Raw genomic sequence first — 17,491 nt, 5'->3', positions numbered from 1 at the left:
AAATTCAAGCCGCGAGTGCCCTGGCATAAACATCGGCATAGCGATGGGTCGGGCGGGCCCAGTCGAAGCGCTTGGCCATGGCGTGCTCGCGCATCTGCTTGAAGGCCCGCTTCGTCTTGAACGCCTGCAGGGCGCGCGTCACGGCCGCGGTCAGCCCGGCGCCGGTCGGCGAGGAGAACAGGAAGCCGGAGAGCCCGTCCTCGATGGTGTCGACCAATCCCCCGGTGCGGTATGCGATCGGCAGCGTGCCGAAGCGCTGAGCATACATCTGGCTCAGCCCGCAAGGCTCGAAACGTGACGGCATCAGCAGGAAATCGCTGGCGGCGAAGATGCGCCGCGCCTCGGCATCGTCGAAGCCGATGCGGGCGGCGATGGCATGCGGATTCTGCCGGGCGAGCCGCTCGATCGCGTCCTCCAATCGCGGCTCCCCGCGCCCGGTGACGATGAGCTGGCCGCCATTGGCGACGATGGTCTCGGCGGCCTCGATCGACAGGTCGATGCCTTTCTGGTGGACGAGCCGGGAGATGATCGAAAAGAGCGGACCGCGCGATTGCGGCAGATCGAAGGTTTGGCGGATATCGGTCGCGTTCTTCTGCTTCCACTGGCGGATCAAACGCGCAGGCGTCTTTTCTCCGGTGATCGGCGAGCTCCAGCTATCGTCGATGCCGTTGACGATGCCGGTCAGGCGGCCTTCGTCCATCCGTGTCTTGAGCAGGCCCTCGAGGCCGCAGCCATGCTCGGCAGTGGTGATCTCGCGGGCATAGGTCTCGCTCACCGTGGTGACATGCGAGCCATAGAAGATGCCGGTCTTCAGGAACGAGATCTTGCCGTGGAACTCGGCGCCGTTGACCGAGAAGGCGAGATCGGGAATGCCCAGCGCACTCATGCGAGCCGGCTGGTAGAGCCCTTGATAGGCCAGATTGTGGATGGTCAGGATCGAGGGGGTGCTGAGCCCCTTCCAGCGCAGATAGCCCGGCGCCAAGGCCGACGGCCAGTCATTGACGTGGATGATGTCGGGCTTCCAGTTCGGATCGGCCTCGCCGGCCGCGATCTCGGCCGCGGCCAATGAAAGCCTGGCGAAGCGGATATCGTTGTCGGTGAAATCGCCGCCCGCGAAGGGGCCATAGGGAGAGCCTTCGCGGTCATAAAGCTCGTCGCAGAGCACGGCGTAGATGGTGAGCCCGTCAGACGTGTTGAATCGGCCGAGCGACCAGGGCGGCAGGCTCGCCGTGCGCGGCAACTGCGCGACGATGTCCATGGCCGGCTTGGCAGCGCGCACCTTCCTGAAGCCGGGAATGAGGACGCGAACATCGCAGAGCGCGCGCAATTGGCGTGGCAGGGCCGAGGAGACCTCGCCGAGGCCGCCCGCCTTGATGAAGTCGCCCATCTCCGAGGTTACGAAGAGAAGTCTGGTGGCCGAGGGCAGGGCGGAACGAGGATCGGGGGCTCCGCCCTTGACTGCCGCGGCATAGGTCAAAGCGTGGCCGGAGGTTGCGGAACTGGTGTCGATCACGGCCTGCATAGGCACTTCGGACATCGTCGCAATTCCCGCCTGAACGCTGTTTTGAGAACACTTCGGAAAGGTTAAGGTTCCATGTTGCAATGCAAAATATTGATGCAATTTCTGGGCCGATCTCCGGGAACCGCTTGGGCGGGGAGACGTTGCAGATCTCGCGGCAGGTGTAATGCACGATGCGGCGGATAAGGAGCAGTTGCCGCTGCTACTGTCGCCGCGCCTGCTCCGCCAAGAGGGCAGGCATGGCTGACAATAATGGCGCGCGCTTCGATATCGAGGCTGGGCAGGCGGGAGATCTGGGCGCTGTCTTCGACGGAGGCGGCACGAATTTCGCGCTGTTCTCGGCGTCTGCCGAGCGCGTCGAACTTTGCCTTTTCGATGAGGGCGGGCAGAGCGAGATCGCCCGCATCACTCTGCCGGAATACACCAATGAGGTCTGGCACGGCTATTTGCCGGGCGTGAGGCCGGGGCAACGCTATGGCTATCGCGTCCATGGCCGTTTTGCGCCGGAAGAGGGCCATCGTTTCAACCCCAACAAGTTGCTGCTCGACCCCTATGCCAGGGAATATGCCGGCGATATCGCCTGGAACGACGCCCATTACGGCTATGACGTCAACGCTGAGGTCGACAAGGATTTGAGCTTCGGCGAACTCGACAGCGCGCCATTCACGCAAAAATGCGTCGTTTGCGATCTGTCAGCCGATTCCGCGGCGCCGGCGAGGCCGTTGATTCCGTGGGATCGGACGATCTTCTACGAAACCCATGTGCGCGGTTTCACCAAGCTGCATCCGGCGGTGCCCAAAGACATGCGCGGAACTTTCGACGGGCTCGGGCAGCAGGCGATCGTCGACTACATCAAGAGCCTCGGCGTCACCTCGGTCGAGCTTCTGCCGGTCCATGCCTATCTCGACGACCACCATCTCGTCGCCAAGGGCCTGACCAATTACTGGGGCTACAACACGATCGGCTTCTTCGCGCCCGAGCAGCGCTATGAGGGGCGGGCTGGATTGGCGTCCTTCCGCGACATGGTGCGCAAATTCCACGATGCCGGCCTCGAGGTCATTCTCGACGTCGTCTACAATCACACTGCCGAAGGCAATGAGCTCGGCCCGACGCTCTCCTTCAAGGGCATCGACAACTTCTCCTATTACCGCACACTGCCGGACGAGGCGCGCTTCTACATCAACGACACCGGCACCGGGAACACGGTCAACACCAGCCATCCGCGCGTTCTGCAGATGGTGCTGGATTCGCTGCGCTACTGGACTGAGGTGATGGAGGTCGACGGGTTCCGCTTCGACCTCGGCACCATCCTGGGCCGCGAGCCGCACGGCTTTGACCAACGCGGCGGCTTTTTCGATGCGATCGGCCAGGATCCGGTTCTGCGCAAGGTCAAGCTCGTCGGGGAGCCCTGGGACATCGGGCCTGGCGGCTATCAGGTCGGCGGTTTTCCGCCCGGTTGGGCCGAGTGGAACGACAAATATCGTGACACCACGCGAGCCTATTGGAAGAGCGAAGAGGGCATCATCCGCGATCTCGCGGCGCGCGTGACGGGTTCGGGCGATGTTTATGATCTGCGCGGGCGCAGGCCTTGGTCGAGCGTCAACTTCATCACCGCTCATGATGGTTTCACGCTGAACGATGTGGTCTCCTACAACGAGAAGCACAACGACGCGAACGGCGAGGACAACAAGGACGGTCACGGACATAATCTGTCCTTCAACTTCGGCGTCGAGGGACCAAGCGATGACGAGAGCGTCATCGCCGCGCGCGAACGCCAGAAGCGCAATCTGCTCGCGACCCTGCTGCTCTCGCATGGCACGCCGCTGATCCTGGCAGGGGACGAGCTCGGCCACTCGCAGGATGGCAACAACAACGTCTACTGCCAGGACAACGAGCTCGCCTGGATCAAATGGGACAAGCTAAGCGAGCGCGACAAGGCGCTGACCGCCTTCGTGCGGCGCGTCAGCAGCTTGCGCGCAGAGCACGCGATCTTCCGTCGCTCCAGCTTCCGCGATGGCTGCGTGCTGCGCTGGGTCAATCCGGCCGGCGGTGATCAGCAAGAGGAGCATTGGGACGATGAGGGCGTGCGCGCCATCGGGCTCCTGATGCACACGCCAGACGTCGAGCAAGGCGGCGACGAGGCGCTGATCCTGTTCAACGCCTTCGACGGCGAGGTGGTGTTCAAGTTGCCGGCGCGAGTGAAGCAGGGGGCCTGGTCTGTTGTGCTCGACACCGAGACGGGACCGGGTTCGGACGAGGGACGCAAAGGTTTGAAGGCCGAGAGTGAACTGACGCTCTCGGCAAGGTCCCTGATCGTCCTGATGTAAGCGAGCATCCGAGCAGATCTGATCAGAGATTCTCAGGTCTGCGCGGAGTTTATCCTTGGGCCGATCGAAGATCGGACCCGAGGGCTTCGCCCGAGAATGATGGCGGAGGTCAGGAGATCTCTGCGAACAGCGAAACGCCGCGTGGCGGCAACCGGGCTGCTTCTCCAGCAGAGGAGCTGCAGAAGACTTGACGCCAGGCTCTTCCCGCCAAGGCGTCCGGCGGCGCAAAGATCGTCGGTTCATGCCGGCGATTGAACGCGATCAGCACGGCATCATTGGGACCCGTAAGCAACAGCCCAAAAACATCGAGCCCGCGCCAGTCGGCGTCAGTGAGAGGCGCCCCATCGGCGCGCAGCCAGGTCGCGTCTGGACGCTCCGAGCCCTCCGAAGGCTGCCCCGTCAGAAAGCTCTCGCCACGGATCAGGGGGTACTCTTCGCGCAGGGCGGCCAGCCGGGCGACGAAGGCGATCAGCTCCTGATCCGCTCCGGCCCAATCCAGCCAGAACCTGTCATTGTCCTGGGCATAGGCGTTGTTGTTGCCGAATTGAGTCCGGCCGAATTCGTCGCCGGCCGTCAGCATCGGAATGCCGCGCGAGAGAAACAAGGTCGCCAGCAGCGCGCGGATGTCGCGATCGCGCGCGGCCTTCACTGCCGCGTCGTCGTTGACGCCTTCGATGCCGTTGTTCCAGCTGTGGCTGTCATTGTCGCCGTCGCGGTTGTCTTCGCCATTGGCCTCATTGTGCTTGGCGGCGTAGGCGACGAGGTCGGCGAGTGTGAAGCCGTCATGGGCGGCGATGAAATTGATGCTGGCATTGGGGCCGCGATGCCGGCCGGCGAAGAGATCGGCCGAGCCCGACAAGCGCGTCGCTAGCGCGCCTGCCGCTCCTTCGTCGCCGCGCCAGAAGCGGCGGATATCGTCGCGATAGCGGCCGTTCCATTCGGCGAAGGGAGAGGGGAATTCGCCGAGCCGGTAGCCGCCGGGGCCGATGTCCCAGGGCTCGGCGATCAAGAGGGCGTTGGCGAGATCGGGATCCTGCAGGAGTGCGGCGAACAGCGGCGCTTCGGCTGAGAAGCCGGTATCGGAGCGGCCCATCACCGTGCCGAGATCGAAGCGGAAGCCCGCGACGCCGCAGGCCCGCCAATGCCGCAGCGCATCCGTCGCCATGCGCAGGACCGGCGCGCGGTCGAGCGCCAGCGTATGGCCGCAGCCGGTGTCGTTGATCAACTTGCCGGGATCGTCCGTGGCGTGACGGTAATAGACAGCGTTATCCAGGCCGCGCAGGCAGATCGTCGCGCCATGCTCGTCGCTTTCCGCGGTGTGGTTGAGGACGATGTCGAGGATGACGCCGATGCCGGCTTGGGCGTAGGCCGCGCAGAGCGCGCGCAGATCGGCCTCGCCGCCGGGAGCGAGGCGCGGATCGAGCGCAAAGAAATTGACCGGGTTGTAGCCCCAGGCATTGCTCAGCCCGAGCGGCGGCAGATGGCGCTCATCCATCCAGGCTGCAACCGGCATCAATTCGACATGGCTGACGCGGAGCCGTTGCAGATGGGCAAGGACAGGTTCGGCGGTGAGCGCCGCCAGCGTTCCGCGCAGAGGCTGCGGGACGCCGGGATGGCGCATCGTCAAGGATTTGACGCCGAGTTCGTAGATGAAGGCGGGCGTAGGCTCTCGGCCCGGCCTGATCCAGGCTGGCTCGGATCCGGTGATGATGCAGCGCGGCACGAATGCGGCCGTGTCTATTCCGGCCGAGGGTGGAGCCGCCAAGGCGAGATCCCAGCGAAAGGGCCGGTCGATCAGCGTCGCATACGGATCGACCAGCAGCTTGGTTGCATCGAAGCGGTGGCCGCGTTCGGGCTGCCAGGGCCCTTCGACACGCAGGCCATAGCGCAGGCCGGGCTTCGCGCCCGGCAGCAGGCCATGATGGATATCGCCACTGCGGCAGGGCAGGGGCTGGCGGGCGATCTCGCGCTCGCCGTCATCGTCGAACAGGCAGAGCTGAACGCTGTCGCTATTGCGGGAGAACACCGCGAACGCGACGCCGTCCTGCGTGAGGCTCGCGCCCATTCGCGCCGGCAGGGCGCAGGGCGCGGTCCGCCAGGCGTCGGCCAAGTGGGTCAGCCTTGCGGTGCCGGGCGCGCCGGCACATGCCAGATGCGCTCGGCATATTCGCGGATCGAGCGGTCGGCGCTGAACCAGCCGCAATGAGCGGTATTGATGACGGAACTCTTCCACCAGCCCGCCTGGTCGGCCCAGAGCGCATCGACGCGGCGCTGCGCCTGACGGTAGCTCTCGAAATCGTTCAACACCATGAACCAGTCATTGGCGCGCAGGCCCGCGACAAGGCCCTGATAGCGGTCGCGCTCGCGCGGCGAATAGGCGCCGTCGGCGACGGCGTCGAGCACGCCTTCGAGATGCGGGGCGGAACGGATGATCTCCTCGGTCGAGCGCGGATTGCGCTTGGCGGCCTCGACCTCTTCTGCGGTCATGCCGAAGATGATGATATTGTCGGCGCCGACGCGCTCGCCGATCTCGATATTGGCGCCGTCGAGCGTGCCGATGGTCAGCGCGCCGTTGAGCGCGAACTTCATGTTGCCTGTGCCCGATGCCTCCATGCCGGCAGTCGAGATCTGCTCGGAGAGGTCGGCGGCGGGAATGATGACCTCGGCCGCGCTGACATTGTAGTTTGGCAGGAACACGACCTTCAGCCGGTCGCGGGTGGTGATGTCGTTATTCACCACATTGGCGACGTCGTTGATCAGGTTGATGATCGCTTTCGCCGTGCCGTAGTTCGAAGCGGCCTTGCCGGCGAAGATCTTCACGCGCGGTGCCCAATCACGATAGGGCTCGGAGCGGATCGCGTCATAGAGCGCGATCGTCTCTAGAATGTTGAGCAGTTGGCGCTTGTATTCGTGGATGCGCTTGATTTGCACGTCGAACAGGGCCGCAGGATCAACCACGACGCCGGTCTCGTGACGGATCATCTGCGCCAGCTTCAGTTTGTTCTGGCGGCGGATTTCAACCAGGCGCTCATGCAGGGCGGTCTCTCCGGCATGGGCCGCGAGCTTATGGATCTGGGTGATGTCGTCGCTCACGCCTGGGCCGCAGACATCCTGCAGCAGCTTGGTCAGGCCCGGATTGGCGCTGAGCAGCCAGCGGCGCGGCGTGATGCCGTTGGTGACGTTGGTGATGCGGTCGGGGAAGATGGCGTGGAGCGGCGCGAAGACCGTTTCCTGCATCAAACGCGAATGCAGGGCCGAGACGCCGTTGACCGTATGCGAGCCGACGAAGGCGAGATGAGCCATCCGCACGCGCCGGCCATGGGATTCGTCGATCAGCGAGATGGTTGAAAGCTCGACCTTGTCGCCGCCGGCCGAGCGGCGGACGCCGTCGAGAAAGCGCGCATTGATGCCGAAGATGATCTGCATGTGGCGCGGCAAGAGCCGCTCCATCAGGGCGACGGGCCAGGTCTCCAGGGCCTCGGGCAGAAGGGTGTGGTTGGTGTAGGAGATCGTGCCGTTTGTGATCGTCCAGGCGTCCTCCCAGGCGAGGCCGTGCTCGTCGACCAGCAGGCGCATCATCTCGGCGACGGCGAGCGCCGGATGGGTGTCGTTGAGCTGGATCGCGACCTTGTCGGGCAGGTTGTCGAGCTTGCCGAACTGGCGGTAGTGCCGGCGCACAAGGTCCTGCAGCGAGGCCGAGGTGAAGAAGAACTCCTGACGCAGGCGCAATTCCTGTCCGACCGGCGTGGAATCGTTCGGATACAGAACCTTGGAGATCGCCTCGGCGCGGTTTCGCTCGGCGACGGCCCCTATCAGGTCGCCCTGGTTGAAGGCGTCGAGTTTCAGCGGGTGCATCGCGCGGGCGCGCCAGAGCCGCAACGTGGTGGCGTCGCGGCCGCGCCAGCCGATGATCGGTGTGTCATAGGCGACGGCGAAGACCGTCTCTTCCGGCTCCCAGACGACCTCTCCCGGTTTCTCCGTAGCGGCGACCGAGCCGCCGAAGCCGATCTGATACGCGCTTTCGCGGCGTTCGAACTCCCAGGGGTTGCGGAAGGAGAGCCAGTCTTCGGGCACCTCGACCTGCTTGCCTCCATCGATCACCTGCTTGAACAGGCCGTGGTCGTAGCGGATGCCGTAGCCGAGTGCGGGAACACCGGTAGAGGCCATGGCCTCAAGATAGCAGGCGGCCAGACGTCCCAGGCCGCCATTGCCCAGCGCCGCGTCGGGCTCGATCGTCTCTATCGCGCCGAGATCGACGCCGAGATCGGCCATCGCCTGCGCCACCGGGCCGGTGAGGCCGAGATTGTTCAGCGCGTCGGCGAGCGAACGGCCGATCAGGAATTCGAGCGAGAGATAGTAAACCCGCTTGCGCCCGGTCTGGTAGCTCTCATGGGTCGAGCGCTGCCAGACATCGACGACATGGTCGCGCACGGCGAGGATGACCGCGGTCACCCAGTCATGCGGCTGCGCGACGGAGGGGTTCTTGCCGAGCGAATAGGTCAGCTTCCTGACGATCTCGGCCTTCAGCGTTTCGACCAGATCTTTCGATTCAGCGGCGGATGTCGGCCTTGCTTCGGCGGCTGTCTCGGTCAAGCGTGGAATCCCAGCTGTTTCGCTGCCGCGAGTGTCGAGGCAACGCCCGATCAAGTCCAGCCGAAACCACCGCATTGCAGCATCTTTCGCGGCGGGCTCGGCCAGGCGGATGAGAGCCGGCGACCATCCGGCTGCCGGTTTTCGCGCATGCGCCCCGCTCAGTTGGTCTGGCTGCGGGGTTCCTCGCGCGCTGTCTCGCCCATGTTTTTCTCGCCCATGTTCTTGGCGTTGGTCACTGCTGAATCGGCGAGGCCGACGATGCTGACCCAGGCGCTACGTGTATAGGCGCCCTGATGCACGACGGCGTCATAGCCGATCGCGAGCACAGCGATGATTAGAAGAAGACGGAACATCAACTATCCCTCCCATGTCCACCCAGTCCGATCAACGCGCCCCGGCCGGGACGGTTCCTTTTCGCCTAGCCCGGCGGGAGCGATTTAACGATCCAATTGGATCGCTCAATTGCTCTAATCTTTTGTTTTAGCGCGTTTTCTTCACGCGAACCGGTACCCACTTCGCTCGAAAACGCTCTAGCTGGTTGACCCGCCCGGCCTCGCGGTGTCCCCTCGCTGCGGGGATGAAACAGGGAACCGGCATGTTCGAGGATTTGAAGGGAAAGCGCGTGCTGGTGACGGGCGCGTCGTCGGGCCTGGGCGCGCATTTCGTCACGCTGCTGGCGGGGCAGGGCGCCGAGGTCGTCGCGGCCGCACGACGGCTCGACCGCCTGAGCGCGCTGGCGCGGTCCTGCGAAGGCCTTCCCGGCACGGTGAGGCCGCTTGCCCTGGATGTGTCCTCCGTCGCTGCGATCGAGGTCGGGCTTGCCGAGGCGAGTGCGGCGATGGGTGGGCTCGACGTGCTGATCAACAATGCCGGGGTTGCCGCGCCGGAGCGCGCGCTCGAGCTCAGCGAGGCGCAATGGGATGCGCATCTCGACGTCAATCTGAAGGGCTGCTTCTTCGCCGCGCAGGCCGCAGCACGGATCATGGCCAGGCAGGATGGTGGTGGTGCGATCGTCAATATCGCCTCGATCCTGGGCGAGCGGGTCGCCATCTCGGTCGCGCCCTATGCGGCGGCGAAAGCCGGCCTGATCCAGCTCACCAAGGCGCTGGCGCTGGAATGGGCGCGCCACAAGGTCCGGGTGAATGCGCTGGCGCCGGGCTATGTCATCACCGATCTCAACCGCGATTTCTTCGAGACCGAGGCGGGACAGGCGCTAATCAAGCGCATTCCGATGCGCCGCGCCGCCGATCTCGGCGATCTCGACGGAGCGCTGTTGCTGCTTTGCGCCGATGCCTCGCGCTTCATGACCGGGTCGGTCATCGCTGTCGACGGCGGGCATCTGGTCAGCGGGCTGTGAGTTTGTCGCAATGGCGGCGAGGCACGGAACCGCGGGGAACCCTCTCCAATCCAAGTCGGATGCTTCCGACTTGGAGCACTATCTCTGCCAATCTCGGGCAAGCCCGAGATTGGTGGGAGAGGGCAGGGTGAGGGGTCGGCCGTTTGACGTTTGACCGCCCTGACCACCGCTCCATCGTCATTGCGAGCGCAGCGAAGCAATCCAGGAGGCCTCGCTCTACGTCCCCTGGATTGCTTCGCTGCGCTCGCAATGACGGCAAGGGCGTCACGTGACTGGTCCAGGGGCCGGCACTTCACTCCTGTCCCTCTCCACTAAACCGGCAGCAACTCCTTCAGCCGCAACAGCGCGATCTTTTCCACCTGTCCGAGTGCTGTTTCGAATTCCTGTTCCGGCGAGCTCTTCAGGCGCGCTTCGAAAGCCGCGACGATCTCGTCTTTGCCCATTCCCTTCACGGCGATGATGAAGGGGATGCCGAAGCGGGCCTTGTAGGCCTCGTTCAATGCGGTGAAGCGGACGCGCTCGTCGCTGGTCAATCGGTCGAGCCCGGCGGAGGCCTGCTCCTGACACGATTCTGGCGTCAGTTCGCCTGCAGCAGTGAGCTTGCCGGCAAGGTCGGGATGGGCGAGCAGGAGCGCCTTCCGCTGGTCGCGCGAGCCGGCACGCATCGCTTTCGCCATCGCCGCATGCAGGCCGGTGGCGCTGTCCTCGCTCGCAGCCAGGCCGGCGTCATGGGTGGCTGCCGCGACCCAGGGCGAATGCTCCCAAACCCGGCCAAAAACCTCGATAAAGAGCGCCTTGGGCAGTTTCGAGGGCACGTAGTCGCCGGCAGGCGGATGGTGCCTGATCCAGTGCCGAGCGATCTCGAGCCTTGTTGCGACCCAGACGCGATCATGGCTCTGAACGTAGTCGAGGAAGCGCGCCAGCGCTGCGGCGCGTCCGGGTCGGCCGACAAGCCGGCAATGCAGCCCGACCGACATCATCTTGGGCGCCGTCTCGCCCTCGGCATAGAGCGTGTCGAACGAGTCCTTCAGATAGGCAAAGAATTGGTCGCCGGCATTGAAGCCCTGCGGCGTGGCGAAGCGCATGTCGTTGGCGTCGAGCGTATAGGGCACGGCGAGCTGCGGGCCGCTCGGGCCGGCGAGCCAATAGGGCAATTCGTCGGCATAGACGTCGGCCGTGTAGAGGAAGCCGCCTTCCGCCATGGTGAGCGGAATCGTGTTCTGCGACGTGCGGCCCTGATAGCAGCCGAGCGGACGCTCGCCGGTGAGTTCGGTCTGGATGCGGATGGCCTCGAGAATGTCGGCGCGTTCGCGCTCTGCGGGCACATCGCGATAGTCGATCCATTTCAGGCCATGGGTCGCGATCTCCCAATGGGCTTCCTGCATCGAGGCGACGATCTCGGGATAGCGTGCGAGTGCGCTCGCCACCGCGAAGACGGTGACCGGCATCTTCCGTTCGGTGAACATGCGCCAGAGCCGCCAATAGCCGGCGCGCGAGCCGTATTCGTAGATCGACTCCATGTTCATGTGGCGCTGGCCGGGCCACGGCGCCGCGCCGACGATCTCGGACAGGAAAGCCTCCGAGGCTGCGTCGCCATGCAGAATATTGTTCTCGCCGCCTTCCTCGTAGTTGATCACGAACTGGACGGCGATGCGGGCCTGGCCCGGCCAATGCGGATTGGGGGCGTCGCGGCCATAGCCCTTGAGGTCGCGCGGATAGGCGGTGTCGGTCATGAGGGTCAGCTGCCGCGATAGGTGGAGTAGCTCCAGGGCGAGGCCAGGAGCGGGACGTGATAATGGCCTTGCGCGTCGGCGATGCCGAAGCGCAGCGGCACGATATCGAGGAAGGCTGGCTCGGGCAGGGGGGCCCCCAGCGCGCGGAAATAGGCGCCGATCGCGAAGCTCAGTTCATAGGTGCCGATGGTGAGCCCGTCTCCGCTCAGGAGCGGCGCATCGGTGCGGCCATCGGCATTGGTCCGGGTCTCGACGAGGCGGCGGCGGGAACCATCCGGCAGCAGGCGGTCGAGCGTGATCGCTACGCCCGGCGCCGGCCTGCCGTTGACCGTGTCCAGCACATGGGTGGAGAGGCGTCCCATTCAGCCTTCCTTCCGGCTTCTCATCATCAACCCAGAGAACGAGTTACGCTGTCCGTCGTAAAATGCCTACGTGCTGCCAGCGCCAGCGCCAGCTTCTGGCTTTGAAGGTGGCAATGAACCGACCGGGCGAAGGGGCTCGGGTCTGCCTGAGACTAGCGACAATCTCACGGATCTCGCTCGAATTTTTCCGGACAGCCCATAGCAGGGATCCAATTCGATCTCGTAGTCGTCAGGCGACGAGTCGATGCCGAAGTAGGGAGCTCGTTCAGGGTTCGGCTTGGCCCGTCCTAGCCTGAGACCAAAGATGACGTTCTGAGGGCTGAAGCCTTCGAGGCTGAGATCTACGATATGGTCGAATTCGAACGTGATGATCGCGTCGCCGGTGGGTTCTAGGACATTGGGCTTGAACATAGGCGATTGTTGCAGGCGAAAGAAATAGACGTCCAGCCGACTGGGGCCTCCGCGATCAAGCTTCAAGCCGACTATCTCAGCGTCGTGAAAATCGGGAACAGCGCCGAACCATGAAATGATTTCGTTGCCGCCGGGCAGCTCTGACCAAAGGCTGAGTTCTTCCGATTCGTCCTTCTTCATCCCGGCTTCCTCGCTCACTCAATGAGGCCCGTTGCGGACGAGCCCTTTCATGATTCTTCCGAACGGCCCCATACTCGCTATTGAAGGGCAAACTGGTCCAGGCTGGAAGTGCGATGCTTGACGCCTATCTCGTCGAATGGGGCGGCATGCTGCTGCGCTGGCTGCATGTGATCACGGCGATCGCCTGGATCGGCTCGTCCTTCTTCTTCATCCATCTCGACGCCAGCTTGCGGCCCGCGGCGGACATCCCTCCTGGAGAGGGCGGGCGCGCTTGGCAGGTCCATGGCGGCGGCTTCTACGAGATGCGCAAATACCTGGTTGCTCCCGCTGTGATGCCGGCCGAGCTGACCTGGCATAAATGGCAGAGCTACTGGACCTGGATCTCGGGCTTCTTCCTGCTGGTCTGGGTCTATTATGCGCAATCGGAGCTCTATCTGATCGATCCGGCGGTGATGTCGCTGTCGCCGCTCGCGGCGGGTGCGATCGGCATCGCGGCGCTGGCCTTGGGCTGGCTGTTCTACGACTTCCTGTGCAAGTCACCTTTGGGCCGGAACGATGCGCTGCTCGGGCTCTTCGGCTTCGGCTATGTCGTCGCCGCGAGCTGGGCTTTCGCCAGCGTGTTTTCCGGGCGCGGCGCATTGATCCATACCGGTGCGCTGATGGCGACAATCATGACCGCCAATGTCTTCTTCAACATCATGCCGGGCCAGCGCAAGGTCATCGCGGCGCTGACGGCGGGCGAAAGGCCCGATCCGAAATACGGCAAGGCGGCCAAGCAGCGCTCGACGCACAACAACTACATCACCCTGCCGGTGCTGTTTTTGATGCTGTCGAACCATTATCCGGTGACCTACGCCAATTCGGCGGTGATCCCGGCGCTTGTGGCGCTGATCATCGTCGCGGGCGCGCTGATCCGGCATTTCTACAATCGCCGCCACGCCGACCATGCGAAGTCGCCCTGGTGGTGCTGGGGCGTCGCGATCCTGGCGCTCTGGCTCGCCTTCTGGCTCGCGATGGCGTCCTCGCCGGGCGGACGCGAGCGGCTGGGGCTTTCGCCGCTGGCGACAGCCAAGCCCGTCCTGCTGGCGGGAATGGCGTTGCCGCCGGTCGAGATCAGCAACATCGTCAGCGGGCGCTGCGCCATGTGCCATGCGCCGGAGCCGTCCTGGCCCGGCATCCAAATCGCGCCCAAGGGTGTGCTGCTGCACGAGCCGGAACTCATCGCCGCCCATGCCCGGGCCATCAGGGTGCAAGCGGTGATGACGCATGCGATGCCGCCCAATAATCTCTCCGGCATGACCCAGGATGAACGCCGGGTGCTGGCTGCCTGGCTTGGGAATACCCGCTGAAACGGATGATGGCGCTCACCAAGCCTTGACCTTGTCGGGCGGAAGCTGAACGCCGCGCCGATTTCATTCAGTTTCGGTTCACGTCGACCACTGCATTTTCCCCGCACTGACAGAATGGAGGCTGGTTCCGAATCCGGGATCGTCCAGTACTGAGGGGACCGGGGGGTCCGCTTGAACACTTTTCTGAAGAAGGGCGTCAGCTATCGGCTGGCGGCCGTGGGTTTTGTTTGTGTCTGGGTGATCCTGTGCTGGCCATGGCTTTCAGGTTCCGTCACGATTCCGTTCGACGCCAAGGCGCATTTCCAGGCGCAGATCCAGTTCCTGGCGCAGGCGCTGCACAGCGGCCAGTCACCATTTTGGACGCATAACGTCTTCGGCGGCTCCCCCCAGGTCGCCGACCCGCAATCGCTGATCTTTTCGCCCGCGATCCTGCTCGCCTTGCTGACCTCCTCACCGAGCTTCCGCGAGGTCGATGCCTATGTGCTGGCGCATCTGCTCGCGGGCGGCCTTGCCCTGCTGATGTTCTTCCGCGACCGCAAATGGCATCCCGCCGGCGGCCTGCTTGCGGCGATCGTATTCGCTTTCGGCGCCTCGGCCGCCTGGCGCGTGCAGCATGTCGGGCAGATCGCGAGCCTTGCCTTCTTCGCCATCGCGTTCTGGTTGACGGCGCGCATGCTGCAACGCTCCTCGCTGCTCTCCGGCGCACTCGCTGGCCTCGCTGGCGGCATGATGGTGCTGGAGCCGGACCAGGTTGCGATGTTGGGCGCCTATGTGCTGATCGGCATGGTTCTGGCGCACTGGCTCTCGGGCGGTTGGCCGGCTGTCCGCGCCAGTCTCGCGCCGATCACGGTCGCGAGCGTGGCTGGTATCCTGACCATCGCGCTACCGCTGCTCTGGACCTGGCTCTTCGCCGAGGCGACGACGCGGCCGGAGATCGATTTCGTCGAGGCAGGCCGTGGCTCGCTGCATCCGGCCTCGCTGCTGACCGCCTTCGTTGCAGATCTGTTCGGCGCACGTGATCCCGCGGTCGACTTCTGGGGCCCCTACAGCCCCGCCTGGAATGCCAAGGAGCTGTTCCTGTCGCAGAACATGGGGCAGGTCTATATCGGTGCACTGCCGCTGCTGCTGCTGATCGCGCCCGGCCTGACGCGAGGCTGGCTCTGGGACAAGGCCGTCCGGCCGTTCAGCCTGCTCTTCCTCTTCATGGTGCTGTTCGCGCTTGGCCGCTACACGCCGGCCTTCCACCTGTTCTACGAATATCTGCCGGGCGTGAAGGCCTTCCGCCGGCCGGCGGATTCGACCTTCCTTATCGGTGGGCTCGGCGCGATCCTCGCGGGCTATGTGCTGCATCGCCTGCTGTCGGAGGAGAATCTGAGCTCGCTGAAGCGCGATTTCGCGATCGGAGCCGGAATTGTCGCGGCAATGATCATGCTGGCGCTCGTGGTCTCGGCCGATGAGCAGCATCTGAGCGATGCCTGGTGGCCGGCAGCATCCGCCGTGGCGTGGTTCGGCGCGTCGCTTCTGGTGGTGGGCGTCCTGATGCGCTGGCGCAATGGCATCGGCCCGCTTGCCGCGGCCGTGCTGGTCACGGGCGTCATCGGCGCCGATCTCGGCCGTAACAATGGCCCTAATGAATCGACCGCATTGTCGCCCGACATGTATGACGTGCTGCGCCCCGACACGCAAAACGAGACCGTCCGGGCGCTGAAGCGGCTCGTCGCGCAGCCCGCGGGCTCGTCGCGCCGCGACCGGGTCGAGCTGCTCGGCATGGGCTTCGAATGGCCCAATGTCGGCATGGTGCACGGCTTCGACCATACGCTGGGCTATAATCCCCTGCGGCTGGCCGATTTCTCCGAGGCGGTCGGTACGCGCGATTCGATCGGCGACCCGAAAGAGCGCAAGTTCACGCCGCTTTTCCCGTCCTATCGCTGCCGCCTCGCCGATCTGCTCGGCCTGCGCTATATCGCGACGCCGGTGCCGATCGGCCAGGTCGATTACAAGCTCCATGACGGGGACCTCAAGCTCGTCGCGCGCACCAAGGAGGGGTACATTTACGAGAACCCTCGCGCGCTGCCGCGTGTGATGTTCGTCGGTGGCTGGCAGATGGCCGATTTCGACGGCATGAAGGCTGGCGGGCGCTGGCCGGATGTTGATCCGCATCAGGCCGTGCTGCTCGATTCCGAGCCGGCCGATGCGTTGCCGGAAGGGCCGAGCACGGCGCAAGGCGAGGTCAAGCTCGGTCGCTACCAGAATACCGAGATCGAGATCGAGGTCACGGCGACACAAGCCGGCTTCGTCGTGCTGAACGACATCTGGCATCCCTGGTGGCAGGCGCAGGTCGACGGTGTCGACACCGAGATCCTGAAGGCGAATGTGCTGTTCCGCGCCGTGCAGGTGCCAGCCGGAACGCATAAGGTCCGCTTCAGCTTCCATCCGATCGAAGGCGCGCTGGCCGAATTCCGGGATCGCGTCGATCCGCCGCGCGAGATCGAGGACGATCTGCCGGTGCCCGGGCCGCTGCAGCCGCAAATCGCGTCCGGAGATGCCGCCGGCCGCTTCCAGCCTGCGCTGGCGACGCCGTCACGCGTGACGCTGGAGACGCTGCGTCTCGGTTCGGTGCCGCAGCCTCAGATTGGCGAACGCTCGCACATGTCCTCGACGCGGGAGTACTGAACGCGAGAGCAGGATGCGAAAAAGTGGGAACCGGTTTTTCGCATTGATCCTGCTCTCACTTTTAGATGAGAGACGGATTCAGATTTCAGCTGGGATCACTTGGTGATCCCAGCTGAAATCATCCGGCTCTAGACGGGGCGCGTGGCCCCGTCCGTCGTCCGCTCACGCGACTCCGAGCTTTTTTTGGAGGGATGTTGAGGAGGTCGTGTACTGGAAGGTCAGTCGCTTGTCGGGATAGACGTAGCGATGGGCTTTTTGGGCGGCGAGCGCGGCCTCGTGGAAGCCCGAGAGGATGAGCTTGAGCTTGCCGGGATAGGTGTTGATGTCGCCGATGGCGAAGATGCCAGGCGTCGAGGTCTCGAACTTCTCGGTATCGGCCGGGATCAGGTTCTCGTGGAGATTGAGGCCCCAATCGGCGATCGGCCCGAGCTTCATGGTCAGCCCGAAGAAGGGCAGAAGCGTATCGCAGGCGATCTCGAAGGTCTGACCTTCGCTGTCCCGGCAGATCGCGGCCTGGAGCGCCGAGCCTTCGCCCTTGAGGCTGGTGACCTGGCCGAGCTTCATCTCCATCTGGCCGGATGCGACGAGCGCGCGCATCTGCTCGACCGAATGGGGCGCGGCGCGGAAATCGTCGCGGCGATGCATCAGCGTGACGCGTTTGGCGATCGGCTGCAGGTTGAGCGTCCAGTCGAGCGCTGAGTCACCGCCGCCGACGATCAGGATGTCGCGACCGCGGAAGGCCTCCATCTTGCGCACGGCATAGAACACCGCGTTGCCCTCATAGGCCTCGATGCCGGGGATCGGCGGCTTCTTGGGCTGGAACGAGCCGCCGCCGGCGGCGACGATGACGGTCTTGGTCTCGAACACCGTGCCGGCATCGGTGGTGACGCGGAAGCGCGGGGCGTCTGCCGTGCCGATCGGCTCCAGCGCCTCGATCATCTGGTTCAAGTGGAAGGTCGGGCCAAACGGCTTGATCTGCTCGACGAG

Annotated in this window: 12 protein-coding genes; 4 read left to right on the top strand and 8 right to left on the bottom strand. The window is 64.4% G+C overall.

Annotated features, from left to right (window positions below):
• Positions 1–4: 4 nt before the first annotated feature.
• Positions 5–1,537 (bottom strand): glycogen synthase GlgA, encoded by a 1,533-nt coding sequence (gene glgA, locus BMZ97_RS05915; RefSeq protein WP_244546271.1) that lies wholly within the window; start codon positions 1,535–1,537, stop codon positions 5–7.
• Positions 1,538–1,758: 221 nt separating this feature from the next.
• Between glgA and glgX (BMZ97_RS05910) the strand changes: the two genes are divergently transcribed.
• Positions 1,759–3,846 carry a glycogen debranching protein GlgX gene (gene glgX / locus BMZ97_RS05910; RefSeq protein ID WP_092166708.1) on the top strand — a complete coding sequence of 696 codons (2,088 nt, stop codon included), beginning with the start codon at positions 1,759–1,761 and terminating at the stop codon, positions 3,844–3,846.
• A gap of 109 nt (positions 3,847–3,955) precedes the next feature.
• On the opposite strand, the gene glgX (BMZ97_RS05905) is transcribed toward glgX (BMZ97_RS05910), so the two are convergent.
• From glgX (BMZ97_RS05905) to BMZ97_RS05895, 3 genes are all read right to left on the bottom strand, one after another.
• On the bottom strand, positions 3,956–5,956 hold the full coding sequence (glgX, locus tag BMZ97_RS05905; RefSeq protein WP_139221162.1) for a glycogen debranching protein GlgX: 2,001 nt from the start codon (positions 5,954–5,956) through the stop codon (positions 3,956–3,958).
• A gap of 5 nt (positions 5,957–5,961) precedes the next feature.
• Positions 5,962–8,439, bottom strand: a complete 2,478-nt coding sequence (locus BMZ97_RS05900; protein ID WP_244546270.1) for a glycogen/starch/alpha-glucan phosphorylase — start codon at positions 8,437–8,439, stop codon at positions 5,962–5,964.
• A gap of 158 nt (positions 8,440–8,597) precedes the next feature.
• Positions 8,598–8,792: a hypothetical protein gene (locus tag BMZ97_RS05895; RefSeq protein ID WP_092166705.1), complete on the bottom strand. Its 195-nt coding sequence runs from the start codon at positions 8,790–8,792 to the stop codon at positions 8,598–8,600.
• 242 nt (positions 8,793–9,034) lie between these two features.
• Between BMZ97_RS05895 and BMZ97_RS05890 the strand changes: the two genes are divergently transcribed.
• Positions 9,035–9,796, top strand: coding sequence for an SDR family NAD(P)-dependent oxidoreductase (locus tag BMZ97_RS05890; protein ID WP_092166704.1), 762 nt, complete (start codon positions 9,035–9,037; stop codon positions 9,794–9,796).
• Positions 9,797–10,107: 311 nt separating this feature from the next.
• Here BMZ97_RS05890 and puuE read toward each other — a convergent pair whose 3' ends face one another.
• From puuE to BMZ97_RS05875, 3 genes are all read right to left on the bottom strand, one after another.
• Complete coding sequence (gene puuE / locus BMZ97_RS05885) at positions 10,108–11,529, bottom strand: allantoinase PuuE (protein ID WP_092166702.1); 1,422 nt, start codon at positions 11,527–11,529, stop codon at positions 10,108–10,110.
• Between the two features lie 5 nt (positions 11,530–11,534).
• On the bottom strand, positions 11,535–11,891 hold the full coding sequence (uraH, locus tag BMZ97_RS05880) for a hydroxyisourate hydrolase (protein ID WP_092166700.1): 357 nt from the start codon (positions 11,889–11,891) through the stop codon (positions 11,535–11,537).
• A gap of 66 nt (positions 11,892–11,957) precedes the next feature.
• Complete coding sequence (locus tag BMZ97_RS05875) at positions 11,958–12,482, bottom strand: Imm50 family immunity protein (protein WP_092166699.1); 525 nt, start codon at positions 12,480–12,482, stop codon at positions 11,958–11,960.
• A 113-nt stretch (positions 12,483–12,595) separates the two neighbouring features.
• Between BMZ97_RS05875 and BMZ97_RS05870 the strand changes: the two genes are divergently transcribed.
• Positions 12,596–13,831 (top strand): urate hydroxylase PuuD, encoded by a 1,236-nt coding sequence (locus BMZ97_RS05870; RefSeq protein WP_092166697.1) that lies wholly within the window; start codon positions 12,596–12,598, stop codon positions 13,829–13,831.
• Positions 13,832–14,002: 171 nt separating this feature from the next.
• Positions 14,003–16,504 (top strand): hypothetical protein, encoded by a 2,502-nt coding sequence (locus tag BMZ97_RS05865; protein WP_092166691.1) that lies wholly within the window; start codon positions 14,003–14,005, stop codon positions 16,502–16,504.
• Positions 16,505–16,666: 162 nt separating this feature from the next.
• On the opposite strand, the gene BMZ97_RS05860 is transcribed toward BMZ97_RS05865, so the two are convergent.
• Positions 16,667–17,491: NAD(P)/FAD-dependent oxidoreductase (locus BMZ97_RS05860; protein WP_139221160.1), on the bottom strand; the 825-nt coding region annotated here is incomplete at its 5' end.

Origin of the sequence: Allobosea sp. OK403 (genome assembly GCF_900113835.1) — a bacterium.
Lineage (GTDB): Bacteria > Pseudomonadota > Alphaproteobacteria > Rhizobiales > Beijerinckiaceae > Allobosea.
This window is presented reverse-complemented; position numbering and strand designations above follow the sequence as displayed.

Bases quoted from the DNA above. Each gene is read 5' to 3' on its own strand.
- glgA (WP_244546271.1), bottom strand. From the start codon at position 1,537: ATGTCCGAAGTGCCTATGCAGGCCGTGATCGACACCAGTTCCGCAACC.
- glgX (WP_092166708.1), top strand. From the start codon at position 1,759: ATGGCTGACAATAATGGCGCGCGCTTCGATATCGAGGCTGGGCAGGCG.
- BMZ97_RS05895 (WP_092166705.1), bottom strand. From the start codon at position 8,792: ATGTTCCGTCTTCTTCTAATCATCGCTGTGCTCGCGATCGGCTATGAC.
- BMZ97_RS05890 (WP_092166704.1), top strand. From the start codon at position 9,035: ATGTTCGAGGATTTGAAGGGAAAGCGCGTGCTGGTGACGGGCGCGTCG.
- puuE (WP_092166702.1), bottom strand. From the start codon at position 11,529: ATGACCGACACCGCCTATCCGCGCGACCTCAAGGGCTATGGCCGCGAC.
- uraH (WP_092166700.1), bottom strand. From the start codon at position 11,891: ATGGGACGCCTCTCCACCCATGTGCTGGACACGGTCAACGGCAGGCCG.
- BMZ97_RS05875 (WP_092166699.1), bottom strand. From the start codon at position 12,482: ATGAAGAAGGACGAATCGGAAGAACTCAGCCTTTGGTCAGAGCTGCCC.
- BMZ97_RS05870 (WP_092166697.1), top strand. From the start codon at position 12,596: ATGCTTGACGCCTATCTCGTCGAATGGGGCGGCATGCTGCTGCGCTGG.